The organism is Stenotrophomonas sp. 109824_Sma (assembly GCF_056480025.1).
This window is the reverse complement of record NZ_CM151078.1, coordinates 2,803,440-2,817,224: the sequence shown is the minus strand read 5'-3', so window position 1 is coordinate 2,817,224 and position 13,785 is coordinate 2,803,440. Positions and strand designations below refer to the sequence as shown.

The window sequence follows — 13,785 nt, the reverse complement described above, 5'->3', positions numbered from 1 at the left end:
TCAGAAGTCCCCGTAGAGTGATTCGCGCAGCTGCTGGCGGAACGGCTCCAGCTTGTGCGAATGCGGATGGAAGCCCAGGCCGATCCAGCGGTCGGTCTCGCGGCCGCTGCCGTCGATCTGTACCTCGTGGCGGAACATCTCCTGGGTGGTGATCAGGTTGTCGCTGACCCCGGTGATTTCGGTGATCGAGACCAGCACCCGGCGCCCGCTGCCCAGCCGCGAGATCTGCACGATGAAATCGATGGCGCTGGCGATCTGCCGGCGCAGGCTGTCCTCGCTGCCCTGGAAGCCAGCAAAGCCGGCCAGCATCTCGATGCGGTACAGGCAGTCGCGCGGCGTGTTGGCGTGGATGGTGGCCATCGATCCGTCGTGGCCGGTGTTCATCGCCTGCAGCATTTCCAGCACTTCTGCGCCACGCACTTCGCCGACCACGATGCGGTCCGGGCGCATGCGCAGGCTGTTGCGCACCAGGTCGCGGATGCTGACCGCGCCCTGGCCCTCGGCGCCGCCGATCCGGCTCTCCAGGCGCACCACGTGCGGATGGTTCAGCGAAAGCTCGGCGGTGTCTTCCACGGTGATGACGCGCTCGTTGGCCGGCACGTAGCTGGCCAGGGCATTGAGCAGCGAGGTCTTGCCCGAGCTGGTGCCGCCGGAGACCAGGATGTTGCAGCGGCCCAGCACCATCGCCTTCAGCAGGGCCTGCATCGGCGCATCGAAGGTGCCCTTGGCGAGCAGCTCGTCGGGGGTGAACGGGTCCTTGCGGAACTTGCGGATGGACACCATCGGTCCGTCCACCGCCAGCGGCGAGATGATCGCGTTGAGGCGGCCGCCGTTGGGCAGGCGCGCGTCGACCATCGGGTTGGAATCATCCAGCCGGCGGCCGAGCGGCGCGAGGATGCGGCGCAGGATGCGCAGCAGGTGGGTGTCATCGGTGAAGCGCTGGGTGGCGCGCCTGAGCTGGCCGCCCTGCGAAACGTGCACGTCCTTGAAGCCGTTGATCAGGATGTCTTCGATGGAGGGGTCGTGGAGCAGGTCGTCGAGCGGGCCGAAACCGGTCAGCTCCTTGACCAGGCCCTCGGCGACCACCTGCATCTCTTCCTCGTTGATCGGGATGCGCCATTCCTGGATGAAGCCCACGGTCTGCACCTGCACCCAGCGGGCGATGGTGTCCGGGGCCCAGGAATCGATGTCGATGCGCTCGTCCTCGATGCTGTTGAGCAGGTGCTCATGCGCGGCCGACAGCACCTTCTGGTACTGCTCGGTCTGCGCGAACGGCAGGTGGCCCGGGGTAGTTTCGGGCAGCACCGGGCGGGCAACGGCATGCGGGAACGGGGTTACCTTGTCTTCCATTGCGATCCACCCAGGGCAAGGGAGAGTCTTTCCCGCAGGCCATGCGGCTGGACCGGGCAGGCGGCCGGATCCAGGCGTGACACGAGCGGGGCGAGGGCACGCAGATAGGGGTCGCGCGGCGCATCCTGCAGCAGCAGGTGGCCCTGGCTGGCGGCCAGGCGCACGCGCGGTCGTTCGGGCAGCGTCGCCAGCAGCGGTACTTCGAAGCGGCGCGCGATCTGTTCCGGGCTCATGCCGCTGCTGTCATCGTGGCGGTTGATCACCAGCTGCAGGCGCTTCTCGCGCTCGCGCTGGCCCGCCAGATGCTTCAGCGCCTGGTCCAGCGAGACCAGCGTGGCGATCGATGCATCGGTGACCAGCCAGATCTCGTCAGCCTGGTCCAGCAGCAGGGGCGGAAGCTGCCGCAGCGGGCAGCCGCCGGCGTCGCACAGCACGCTGGCAAACACGCCGCGCAGGCGTTGCAGCAGCGCGCCAGGATCGGAGGGCGGAACGGCATCGCCGCCACTGGCACGATCCAGCAGCACCAGTCCGGAGTCATGGCGCGCCATGGCCGTGCGGGCGAGGGTGGCATCGATGCGGCTGGCGTTGCGCAGCGCGTCTTCGTAATGGAATCGGCTGTCGAGATTGAGGTACAGCGCGAGGTCACCGGAGGGTTGCGCCAGCTCCATCAGCAGGCCGTCCTGCTGCAGGGCTTCGCCCTGGGCTAGGGCGCGCGCCTGCTGCGCCAGCACCGAAAGATGTGCGGCCAGGGTGCTGGTGCCGACGCCGGCGCGCACGCCCAGCAGCACGATCAGGCGTGCCTTGTGCGCGTGCTGGGCAACCGCTGCCGGGCGCGGAGACAGGGCGCGCCGCAGGGCCGCCTCGATGCCTGCGTCGTCACTGTCCAGGTCCAGTACATCGCGCAGGCCAGCGCGCAGTGCGATCACCACGCCTTCGACCTGGCCGGCGCTGGTGGCCCCCACTGCCACCAGGGGCAGGTCGGGTTGGGTCTGCTGCAGCTGCTGTGCCAGCACGCTTGAGGCAGCCGCATGCTCTGGCCGGAAGTCGAGCAGCACCAGGCTCTGCGGGCCGCGTTGCAGGTCCTGCGCGGAGGTGGGCGCGTTGCTGTCCTGCCAATGCAGGGCGGTGCTCGGCGGCAGCTTGGCGGCCAGCCGGGGCAGCAGTTCGCGATCCATGCCATACAGGACCACGTTCATCGGGGGTCCTTGCGGATGCAGCGGCTGGGCAGTGGCGTAGGGCATGGGCGTGGTATCGCAGGCATCAGGGAGTCAGCGCGAGAAACCGGGCACCGGGTCCTGGCTGACCGGACCCAGCAGCCAGGAACCCCACTCGGGGAGATGCGGCTTGGCTTCGCGCTCGCCGGGCAGCGGCAGTTCGGTGTTGCGCGCCAGGGGTTGCACCAGGCGCGGGGTGACGATGATCACCAGCTCCTTGTCCTGGCGCTTGTAATCGAAGTTGCGGAAGAACGAACCGATGATCGGCAGGTCGCCCAGCAGCGGAATCTTGCTGACGTTGGAGACGATGTTGGAGCTGACCAGGCCGCCGATGACGAAACTCTCGCCATCGCCCAGCTCGACCGTGGTGTCGGCGCGGCGGGTGGTGATCGAGGGGATCTGCACGTTGTTGAGCATGATGGAATTGCTGTAGTCCAGGTCGCTCGCTTCGGGCGCCACCTTCAGCGCGATGCGGTTCGCCGCCAGCACGGTCGGGGTCACGGTCAGGCCGATGCCGAACGGCTTGTAGGTGATGGTGGTGGTGCCAAGCCCCTGCGGTTCCAGGATCGGCAGCTCGCCGCCGGCCAGGAAACTGGCGCTTTGGCCGGACAGCGCCACCAGTGTCGGCTCGGCCAGCACGCGGGCCATGCCATTGCTCTGCAGCAGTTCGACGTCGGCGTTCCACAGGCCCTTGGTCGAGCCGAACACCAGCCGGAACGCAGAGGAGATCGGCGACACAGCCTCGTTGCTGCTGTTGCCTTCCTTCATGCCGGGCAGCAGGCCGGTGTTGCCCGGCAACCCGGTGCCGGGCCGCGCGAAGCCATAGGCGAAGCCGCCGTTGCGGTTCTGGAAGTTGATGCCGATCTGCTTCATCGCGGTCTTGTTGAACTCGACCACCTTGACCTCGACCTGGACCACCCCGCCGCTGCTGATGGTGGACGTATCGGCAAGCACACCGTCCTTGCCCAGTGCCATCGCCGCCGTGCGTTGTTCCTGCATGTGCGAGAGCACACTGTCGGTGCTTCCCTGCAACAGGCCCTGCTGGTCCTGCTGGGTGAACACCAGATCATTGCCGCCGGTGCTGGCAGCACCCTGTACGGCGCTCTGCACCCGTACCGTCACCCGTTGCGGCTCGGCCTGCTTGCGGTGCCACAGCAGCAGGGTGGTGGTGCCGGGCATCTTGCCCACCAGCAGCGCCTGGCGCTGGCCACGCAGCATCACGATGTCGGCCACGCCGGGGTCGGCGATGGCCACCCGCTCCAGGTCGGCCGGCAGGTTCCAGGGACGCTGCTCACGGGCCTGCAGCACCAGGTCATCGGCGGCCACGCTCGTTGCCGGTGCCAGCAGCACCAGCAGCAGGGCCAGCCAGCGCTGGCGGGGAGAGAGGCGTGGACGGCGGCGACGTTCGGTCATGGATGCGCTCGATGCGGGTCAAAGGGAGCCACGGGGGGCGGAACTGTCGCCACGGATGATCTCGATACCCGACGCGCGCGGGGCGCTGCGACGGGGCGCCGGCGCGCGCGTGGGTGCATCCGCGTTGCTGCGTTGCGGGGCGCTGCCGCGGCCGGCCAGCGCTTCGCCGTCGATACCGGCGAAGGCGTGGTTCTCCGGGCGCTGCAGTGCCAACTGCTGCTCGGCGTCGAGCCCGCGCAGCGGGTCGATCACACCGCGCGATTGCGGGAACAGCGCCAGGTCCGGCAGGCCGGTGTCGGCGGGATTGCGCAGCGCCAGGAACAGCTTGCCCTGCTGTGCACCCAGCAGCAGCCGGTTGGCGTCGGCCACGGGTACTGCCAGCACCGCGCTGCGCGCGGGTTGCGGGGCTTCATTGCTGCTGTGGCTGCCGCCACTGCCGGTGATGTCGGCCGCGCGCGGGTCGTTGCGGGTGTCGGCCTCGCTACTTGAGGTGGCCTCTGAGGCGACCGGCGCGATGTCCTGCTGGCCATAGCTCAGCACGCGCAGGCGCGACAGCAGCAGGCGCGTCTGCGCGGCTTCGGCGGGGCTGTTGATGCTGGGCTGGGCATTGCGCAGGTTGAGGAAGACGTCGACGAAGTCACCGGGAAGGATGCGGTTGCCGGCACCGACCAGTTCGTCCACGGGCACGGCCAGTGCGCGCTCGCCCGGCCGCAGCTGCAGCGAGAAGCCCTGTGCCAATGCGCTGCTGCTGATCGGGCTGCCTTCGGCGATGTCCTGCACCGGCACCTTGCCGACAACGGCTGCAATGCTGGTGGCGGCACCGGCGACGGGTGAGGTGCGCTGGGCCAGGCGCAGGCCGTTGGCGCTGATCGGCTCGCCCGCAGGCAGGCGTGCCACGGCTTCCACCACCGTGATGGCCTGCGCCTCGTTGTGCGCGATTGGCGCGACCGTGACCGGTGCGGCCGGTTTGCGCCCGATCATGAAAGCGATCAGCGCCAGCAGCACGGCCAGGCCGATCAGGGCGACGGCAGCGATGCGGGTCAACTTGAGCATGGAACCGTCTCCAATGTACCGATCATCAATTGCCGCTGCCGAGATCGAGCTGAGCGACCGCGACGCTGCGGATGGGAGCCTGCATCACCCATTTGTAGAGCGTGGCGGTGCCGGGCAGGAAGGGATAGCTGGCGTAGTCATAGCTGACCGTCACGGTCATGCACTGGGCCGTGGCCAGGCCGGCGCAGGGCGCCTGTGCCGACACCACGATGGCGTTGCTGCCCCCCGCGCTGCAGTCCACGTTCTGCTTGGAAAACTGCAGCAGCCATTGCATCGACGTGCGTGCGGCGACGCAGGCGGCAGTGCGCCGCTCGCCGGCCGTGCCGTAGCGCAGCGAGGCGCGCGCGCCTTCGGCCGAAGCGGTGGCCAGGGTCTGTTGCGCCGCCATGATCATCACCCCGGAGAAGGTGAACAGCAGCAGCGGCAATAGGCCGAGCATCAGCATCAGGGCGAACTCGATGCTGGCGACGCCGCGTTGCAGGCGTGGGCTGCGGATGTTCACGGTGCACCTCCGTAGATGCTGGCCAGCACCCAGCCGATGGCGGCGAGTGCCAGGTAGGCTGCATAGGGAATGCCACGTCGTCCCTGGCGGGCGGCCTGCATGTCGCGCAGGGCCGGATGCGCTTGCCACTGCGCGTTGGTGCGATTCACCTGCATCTGCAGGTGGCCGGGCAGCAACACGCCCAGGCGGCGGCCAGCCAGCACCAGCACGGCGTGCAGCCCGGCGGCGAGGCTGGCGACCAGCCAGACCGGCAGCAGCGCCTGCCAGCCCAGCATCAGCCCCAGCACGGCAAAGAACTTCACGTCACCGGCGCCCATCCAGCGCAGGGCATAGAACGGCAGCAGCGCCAACAGGCCAAGCGCCGCGCCGGCAACGTGGGGTAGCCACGGCTGGCGCGGCGCGCTGAACTGGCCGGCGACGATCACCACGGTGGCGATCACGCATGCGGCGATCAGCCAGGCGTTGGGCACCCGACGGGCATACAGATCACTGATCGCGATCCGCAGGCACATGCCGATGGCCAACAATCCCAGCAGTGTCATCGCACACTCCATCGTCCGTCACTGGACGGTCTTCGCCTGGTTCCATGCGCCCCGCCGTCGCGGCCCTGCCGGCCGCGCGCGGTCGCCGCTTAGGTCGTCGAGCCCGACGCCTTGGTGGCCAGTGCGGAGAGGTTCTTGAACAGCGTTTCGAAGAAGCCCTTGATCTGGTCGTTGCCGACCGCGATCAGGATGCCGGCGATGACGGCAGCCAGCAGCCCGTACTCGAGCGCGGTGACGCCGTCTTCTTCCTTCAGGAATTTGCGGATCGATGCGTTCATGACCAATGTCTCCCTCTACCTGTCTGCGGATGCAGTACACCTGCGTTGGGCGGTGGCCCGGCTCCGCCGGGATCGTCCGTGGGCCTCCGCGCGTCCTGGCGGAGGAGGCACGGCGGGATGGACCCGCTGTGCTCAAGCAGGGTGATCGTCTCCAGGCGGGACATTGGCCGCACGGTCGCGACCGCACGGCGCGGGGCCGGTGGTCGAGGCATCCAGTGATGCGTGCGTGGTCATGCTGTCCCCCTGGGTGCGGCCAGATCAGATGGCCGGATCACCGTGATATCGACTTTGCCTGAATGGCGGTTGGCTGCAACTGGAACCTATATGCAAATTCGGCAGAAACTCCGAAAACCTGAAAATTTAAGATTGCTTCTGTGACGAAAATCCGTTCGAAGGCAAAACGATTCATGGTCGTGTAGATAATGTGATTCGTTTTCCTGGTGCATGCGAAAACCGTGCCACTCGCTCCGACATTTTCTTCACCTGTGTATCTATTTTTATCATTTAAGTCCGCGGGTTTACCTTTGCGGATTATTGGGCATACTCGCATTCAAGCTATTGCATTTCCCTGGTCGGTCGCATCGAAGCGGTTGCGGGCGGCACGGTATCGGAAGTGGTTAATGGATCGATGCGCGCCCTGTCAGGCAGTGGGGGCCGCATCGCATGGCGGATCAACGGGGGACAACACTGTCATGGTCGATGGTGGGGTAGGAGACAGCGACGACAGCGGCCTGCGGTCGATAGACCTGGCCACGCTGAGCGGCGTGCTTCGTGTCTGTGATGTCGAACTGCTGCTGCTCGATGGCAATGGGCCACGTGCGGCATTCGCTTCGCGCGTGCACGAGGAAGCCCTGTTCTGCAGCATCAGTTGCGGTTTCCATTGCCGTGGCCGTTTCATGCTGCCACCGGACTGGGCGATGCTGGGATACCTGCACGCCACCGATGAGACGCTGAGCTGGTGCCATGGCGTACCGCTCACGCCGGGCATGGCGTTGACGATCATGCCGGAGGGCATCAGTGAGTTCACCCTGAGCCCGGGCACGCACATGACCCTGATGCTGGTGCCGGTGGCACGGGTGCAGCGCAAGCTGACCGAACTGAGCCTGCGCAGCACGCCTCCCGCTGGCCAGGCACTGTCGCTGTTCAACCTGGCCAGCGAAGCCGCGCCGCTGGCACGCCACTACCAGCAGCTGCATCTGCAGCTGGGGCAGGGTGCAGGCCTGCAGCCGGAAGAAACTGAAACCCTGTTGCACGAGCATGTGCAGGCCCTTCTGGGCGCCGGTGTGGCGGATCGCCCGGGCTGCAGCCGTGCACGGCGCACGCATTATCTGATCGCGCAGCGAGCAGAGAACTTCATGCGGCTCAACCTGCGCCGCAATATCTACATGAATGAGATCTGCGATGCCGCCGGCGTCAGCGAGCGCGGCCTGCGCTATGCGTTCGAAGACCTGTTTGGAACCTCGCCGAACCGCTATCTCTCCATGCTGCGCCTGTGCGCGGCCTGCCGCAGCCTGTCGATGGCCGATTCCAGCCGTCGCTCGGTGAAAGCCATCGCCCTCAGCTGCGGCCTGTGGGACCTTTCGCGCTTCGCCGACAATTACCGCAAGGTATTCGGCGAACTGCCGCGCGATACCCTGATGCGCGCGCCCGCGCAGATCGGCCAGCCGGCCTGAGCCAAGCCCCGCAAGGGTTTCCGCAGCGTTCATGCCGGAATTGCGTATCCGCTTGCCGATCATGTTGCCGCTTCTGCATAAACGGCTGCCGATTCCGGCCGTGGATTTGCCGGAATGCGCGATTGCCGTGCCGGATTGAAGTGCGCCGCCGCCGTTGCAACCGCTGAAATGTCAGTCACCTGCCTAACGGCAAGTCCACTGACATTCCAGTTGTTCGCCTACGGGGGAAATGCTCATGAACCGCATCTACCGGCGTGTATGGAACCGCCAGCTCAATGCTCTGGTTGTGGCCTCGGAACTGGCCACCGGCGACAGCGGCGGCAGCGCCGCACGCGATCCGCGCGCCTTCCTGCTGATGCCCACCGCCCTGGCCCTGGCACTGCTGTGCGCGCTGGCCAGCGGCCACGCAGGGGCATCGGAAAGCAATCAATCGTTGCGTGACCTGCAAGCGCTTGCGGCGAAGTATGCGCAACCGATGCCGGTCAAGGTCGACGCCGAAGTGGCCCTGGCTGCCGCTGCACGGCAGGCACAGAGCAGCCCTGCGATCAGTGCGGACGCTCGCCTGGGCCTGCAGTTGAACACCACGTCGCTGCCGGTGGTGCGTGACGTACTGCCGGCCACCGTGCAGGTGAAGCTGGCAGCGAACGCCGCGCCGAAGCAGGTGGCCGTGCCGGCGCTGGCGGCCGATGTCCGCGCCACTGTTGGCCTGGGCAACGCTGCGGGCAAGGCAGCACAGGTGGATGCGTCGCTGGCAGCGAATGTTGCGCCCGGCGGGCAGGCGCCGCTGGGTGTCGGCGCCGATGCACGCGCCAAGGCCAAGGTCGGCATCGCCGGCCGCCAGATCGCTTCGATCGATGCAGGTGCCAAGGCGTTGGCGGGCCTCAGTGGTTCGTCCCTGAAGACCTCTGTCGACGGCAACACCGACGCGCATCTGGCGGTGGCTGGCCATCACATCGAAGGTCAGGGCCAGGCCCGGGCGACAGCTGCGGTCACGTTGCCGGCCAAGGAGGAATTGCCGGGTGACACGCATGATCGCGCCATCAGTGCCGCGTTCGATGCCGGCGCCGCCGGCAAGGTGCGCGTGCAGGCGCCGGACGGCCAGGAAGTGATCGCCGATCGCAACCTGAAGCTGGCCGGACAGGCGACCGTCGCCGCGCAGCACAGCGCGCTGGGCGTTGGCAACCTGGTGGGTGGCGCGGTGGGGGCTGTCGGCGGGACGCTTCACGGTGCTGCGGATGCGGTCGGCAGCACGGTGGGTGGTGCGCTGAAGGGCACCGTCGGAACGGTGGGCGGTGCTGTCGGCGGCGCGCTGAACGGTACTGTCGGAACGGTTGGCGGCGCAGTGAGCGGTGCACTGAACGGCACCGTTGGCACAGTTGGCGGCGCAGTGGGTGGCACGCTCAACAACACGGTCGGCGCAGTCGGCGGTGCACTGAACGGCACCGTCGGAACGGTTGGCGGTGCGGTCGGCGGCACGCTGAACGGTACGGTTGGCCAGGTTGGCAGCGCAGTAGGTGGCGCGCTCAACAACACGGTCGGCGCAGTCGGCGGAGCACTGAACGGCACCGTCGGAACGGTTGGTGGTGCGGTGGGTGGCACGCTCAACAACACGGTCGGCGCAGTCGGCGGAGCACTGAACGGCACCGTTGGCACCGTTGGCGGCGCAGTGGGTGGCACGCTCAACAACACGGTCGGCGCAGTCGGTGGCGCACTGAACGGCACCGTCGGAACGGTTGGCGGTGCGGTCGGCGGCACGCTGAACGGTACGGTTGGCCAGGTTGGCAGCGCAGTAGGTGGCGCACTCAACAACACGGTCGGCGCAGTCGGTGGCGCACTGAACGGCACCGTTGGCACCGCTGGCAGCGCAGTAGGTGGCGCGCTCAACAACACGGTCGGCGCAGTCGGCGGAGCACTGAACGGCACCGTTGGCACCGTTGGCGGCGCAGTGGGTGGCACGCTCAACAACACGGTCGGCGCAGTCGGCGGTGCACTGAACGGCACGGTTGGCCAGGTCGGCAGCGCAGTGGGTGGCACGCTCAACAACACCGTCGGCACGGTCGGTGGTGCAGTGGGCGGCATTCTCAACGGCACCACCGGCAGCCCCACCAGCGGCCTGGGCGGTGTGCTGGGTAGCACGCTGGGCAATGTCGGCAGCGCGGTGGGCAACCTGCTCAACGGCAATCTCAATGGCACCATCGGCAATCTGGGCAGCGCCGTGGGTGGCCTGGTCGGTGGCACGCTCAGTGGTCTCGGCCTGACCAAGCCCTCTGCGATTCCGCCGACCAGCCCGAAGGCGCCGGCGGCGGCCGACCCGAATGCGGGCCTGATCATCGGTACCGGTGGCCTGGTCGGCAATGTCGGCCAGCTCATCGGGCCGACCACCACCAGCCTGTTCGGTGGCAACGGCTACCTGAGCAACGGCAACCTCAAGCTCAGCAACGCCAACGTGATGCAGACCTATTCGACGGTCAATGTGCTGGGCCTTCCGGTGGTCAACCTGTCGCCGGTCGGCAGCACCCTCAATGGACTGGGCGGCGCAGCCACGGGTGGCAGCTCGCACCTGACCCTGATCGGTGGCGTCACCTCCGACAGCTACATCTACAACATCAACAACGGCAATCCGGGTGGCCTGCTGGGCCTGCTGCTGCCGAAGGATTCCCCGGCCTGGGCGGCCAAATGCCTGGACATCGCGCTGGCCGACATTTCCTGCTGGGCCGTCAACGCGGCCCAGGACTACCAGGTGCTGATGGGCGATGGTGCCTTCGCCAACGGCTCCAAGGAAGTGGTGATCGGTGCCAACGCACGCCATGAACTGCCGAAGGTCGATGCCAACGTCGCCTTCCCCGGCGATGGCGTGAACGATCCGAGCAATCCCACCGGCGTGCCGACGGCCGACTATGCCGCGCGCATGGGTCATTCGGTCGTCGTCGGCGACAGCGCCGTCGGTACCGCCAACGGGCAGACCCTGCTGGGTGCCGAATCCACCTCCAACCAGGCCAACTCGGTCGCGCTGGGCTACCGCTCGGCTGCGCTGCGCGGCGCGCAGGCCAGCTACAGTGCCTATGGCCTCACTGCGCCGCAGGTCTCGGCCGGTGAAGTGTCGGTGGGCACCGCCGGCGGCGGCGAGCGCCAGATCACCAATGTGGCTGCGGGCAGCGTCAACACCGACGCGGTCAACGTGGCGCAGCTGAAGGGTGCGATCAGCCTGATCAACGGCGTGGCGGATGCCGCGGTGACCTACGATCTGGATGCCGGCGGCAATCCGAACTATCGCCGGGTCACGCTCGGCGCAGGCACCGGCACCACCACCATCGGCAACCTTGCCGCCGGTGCGGTCACCGCAGGCAGCCTGGAAGCGGTCAACGGCGGCCAGCTGGCGGCGACCAACAGCGCCATCGCCAGCTTCTTCGGTGGCCGCGCGGCCTTCGATCCCGCCAGCGGCATCTTCACCGCACCGCTGTTCGAGATCAGCACGATCTCCACCGGCGGCGCCATCGCCAAGGGCCTGTACACCAACGCCACCGATGCCTTCGCGGCGGTGGATGGCTCGCTGGTCAACCTCAACTCGCAGATCACCGATATCCGCAATGGCGGCACCAAGTACCTGCGGGTGAACTCGACCGGCACCGAGGCGGTGGCCAGTGGCACCGATTCGATCGCGGTCGGCACCAATGCGCGGGCGACGGCGGCCAACAGCATCGCGGTGGGTGCCGGCAGCCTGGCCGATCGTGCCAACTCCGTGTCGATCGGCGCCGCCGGTGCCGAGCGCCAGGTCACCAACATGGCGGCCGGTACCGCGGCGACCGATGCGGTCAACCTGGGCCAGCTGCAGGCCTCGGAGCAGGGCGCGCTGCGCTATGACCTCAACGCCGATGGCAGCGTCAACTACGCCAGCGCCACGCTGGGCCAGGCCGGTACCGCCACCACGCTGCGCAACCTCGGCCCGGGCCAGGTCAGTGCCACCAGCAGCGAGGCCATCAACGGTGCCCAGCTGTTCGCGGCCAACCAGGCCGTGGCCACCCACCTCGGCGGTGGCGCTGCGGTCAACGCCAGCGGCGTGCTGACCGCACCGACGTACTCGATCAACAACGTTGCCGCCAACGGCACCGTGACCAAGGGCAGCTACAACGACGTCGGCACCGCCTTCGACGCGGTCAGCAATTCGCTGGCCAACGTTGCCGACCAGACCGGCGAGATCGACAAGCTGGCCGTGAAGTACGACGTCGATGGCAGCGGCAATGTGATCAACAGTGTGACCCTCAAGGGGACCGGCACGGGCGCAGTGAAGGTGACCAACGTTGCCGCAGGCAGCATCCTGGCCGGCAGCAGCGATGCGATCACCGGCGACCAGCTGTTCAGCACGAACAGCACCATCGCCAACTACTTCGGTGGCACCACCGCCTACAACGGCACCACCAATGTGTGGACCGCGCCGAAGTTCAGTATCTCCAGCATCGCCACCGATGGCACCTTCACCAGCGGCGATTACAACAACGTCACCGCCGCCTTCACTGCCGTCGATGGCTCGCTGAAGGTCCTCAACCAGCGCATCACCAACGGTGGCGGTGGCAGTGCCTACCTGGCGGTGAACTCGACGGCAGCCGCAGCCACCGCGGCCGGTGCGGAAGCGGTGGCGGTCGGTCCGCAGGCCAGTGCAGCCGGTGCCAACAGCGTGGCGGTCGGTAACGGCGCCAGCAGCAGTGCCGGCAACAGCGTGGCGCTGGGTGCCGGTTCGGTGGCCACTGTCGGCGCGCAGAGCGGCTATACCGGCGCCTACGGCCAGACCGGTGCCAGCAACTCCGCTGGCGAGGTGTCGATCGGCAGCAGCGGCAGCGAGCGCAAGATCACCCATGTTGCCGATGGCTCGGACGACCACGATGCGACCAATGTCGGCCAGCTGAAGAATGGCGTGAACTACGCCATCGACCAGTCCAAGTCCTACACGGACCAGAAGATCCAGAACATCACCAACGTGGCCGGCAGCTTCCGTGCCAACAACACCAACAACCTGGCCGACCCGTCCGCCAGCGGCGCCAACTCGGCCGCCGGTGGTGCAGGCTCCACCGCCGCCGGTGCCAACTCGACCGCGCTGGGCAATGGTTCGCAGGCGCAGGCCGACAACTCGGTGGCGCTGGGTGCGGGTTCGGTGGCGAACCGGGCCAACACGGTTTCGGTGGGCGCCAGCGGTGCCGAACGCCAGGTGGTCAACGTGGCCGACGGCTCGCAGGCTACCGATGCGGTCAACGTGCGCCAGCTGCAGGCCTCTCAGCAGGGCACCATCCGCTACGACACCACGGTCAACGGTGCCACCAACTACAACAGTGTCACCCTGGGCAGCACCAGCAGCGGCCCGACCACGGTCCGCAACGTTGCCGCCGGCACCGCCGGTACCGACGCGGTCAATGTGGACCAGCTGAAGTCGGGCATGGCGCAGACCCTGGACTGGTCGAAGGCCTACACCGACGAGCGCATGGGCGGCTTCGAGCGCGACCTGCGCAAGACCGACAACCGTGCCTCGGCCGGTATCGCTTCGGCGATGGCCACCGCGGCGCTGCCGCAGCCCAGCGAGGCGGGCCGCAGCATGGCCTCGATCGCCGCTGGCAGCTACAACGGCGAATCGGGCGTGGCGCTCGGTATCTCCGGTGTCTCCGAAGGCGGCCGCTGGATCTACAAGTTCAGCGGTTCGACCAACAGCCGTGGCGAGGCCGGTGTGGCCGTCGGTGCCGGCATCCAGTGGTGATCGCCGCCGCCGGGCCGCAC

General features: G+C 67.6%; 9 protein-coding genes. 2 read left to right on the top strand and 7 right to left on the bottom strand.

Features of this window, described 5'->3' with window-relative positions; translation table 11 throughout:
- The 7 genes from ACZK1G_RS13375 to ACZK1G_RS13345 all read right to left on the bottom strand — a co-directional run bounded on the left by ACZK1G_RS13375 (position 1) and on the right by ACZK1G_RS13345 (position 6,352).
- Positions 1–1,350: a TadA family conjugal transfer-associated ATPase gene (locus ACZK1G_RS13375; protein ID WP_101765655.1), complete on the bottom strand. Its 1,350-nt coding sequence runs from the start codon at positions 1,348–1,350 to the stop codon at positions 1–3.
- Positions 1,335–2,591 (bottom strand): CpaE/TadZ family protein, encoded by a 1,257-nt coding sequence (locus ACZK1G_RS13370; protein WP_101765654.1) that lies wholly within the window; start codon positions 2,589–2,591, stop codon positions 1,335–1,337. Before ACZK1G_RS13370 ends, ACZK1G_RS13375 begins: the two co-directional genes overlap by 16 nt.
- A 27-nt stretch (positions 2,592–2,618) precedes the next feature.
- Positions 2,619–3,977, bottom strand: coding sequence for a type II and III secretion system protein family protein (locus ACZK1G_RS13365; RefSeq protein ID WP_101765653.1), 1,359 nt, complete (start codon positions 3,975–3,977; stop codon positions 2,619–2,621).
- Positions 3,978–3,995: 18 nt separating this feature from the next.
- Positions 3,996–5,030 (bottom strand): Flp pilus assembly protein CpaB, encoded by a 1,035-nt coding sequence (gene cpaB, locus ACZK1G_RS13360; protein WP_101765652.1) that lies wholly within the window; start codon positions 5,028–5,030, stop codon positions 3,996–3,998.
- 25 nt (positions 5,031–5,055) lie between these two features.
- Positions 5,056–5,532: a TadE/TadG family type IV pilus assembly protein gene (locus ACZK1G_RS13355; RefSeq protein ID WP_075677890.1), complete on the bottom strand. Its 477-nt coding sequence runs from the start codon at positions 5,530–5,532 to the stop codon at positions 5,056–5,058.
- Positions 5,529–6,074 (bottom strand): A24 family peptidase, encoded by a 546-nt coding sequence (locus tag ACZK1G_RS13350; protein ID WP_101765651.1) that lies wholly within the window; start codon positions 6,072–6,074, stop codon positions 5,529–5,531. Before ACZK1G_RS13350 ends, ACZK1G_RS13355 begins: the two co-directional genes overlap by 4 nt.
- Positions 6,075–6,163: 89 nt before the next feature.
- Positions 6,164–6,352: a Flp family type IVb pilin gene (locus ACZK1G_RS13345; RefSeq protein WP_014037517.1), complete on the bottom strand. Its 189-nt coding sequence runs from the start codon at positions 6,350–6,352 to the stop codon at positions 6,164–6,166.
- Between the two features lie 692 nt (positions 6,353–7,044).
- On the opposite strand from ACZK1G_RS13345, the gene ACZK1G_RS13340 reads away from it, so the two are divergent.
- Both ACZK1G_RS13340 and ACZK1G_RS13335 read left to right on the top strand, forming a co-directional pair.
- The gene (locus ACZK1G_RS13340; RefSeq protein WP_101765650.1) at positions 7,045–8,025 is read left to right on the top strand and encodes an AraC family transcriptional regulator; all 981 of its coding nucleotides are present in this window, start codon (positions 7,045–7,047) and stop codon (positions 8,023–8,025) included.
- A gap of 235 nt (positions 8,026–8,260) precedes the next feature.
- Positions 8,261–13,765: an ESPR-type extended signal peptide-containing protein gene (locus ACZK1G_RS13335; RefSeq protein ID WP_201016759.1), complete on the top strand. Its 5,505-nt coding sequence runs from the start codon at positions 8,261–8,263 to the stop codon at positions 13,763–13,765.
- The last annotated feature ends 20 nt before the right edge of the window (positions 13,766–13,785 follow it).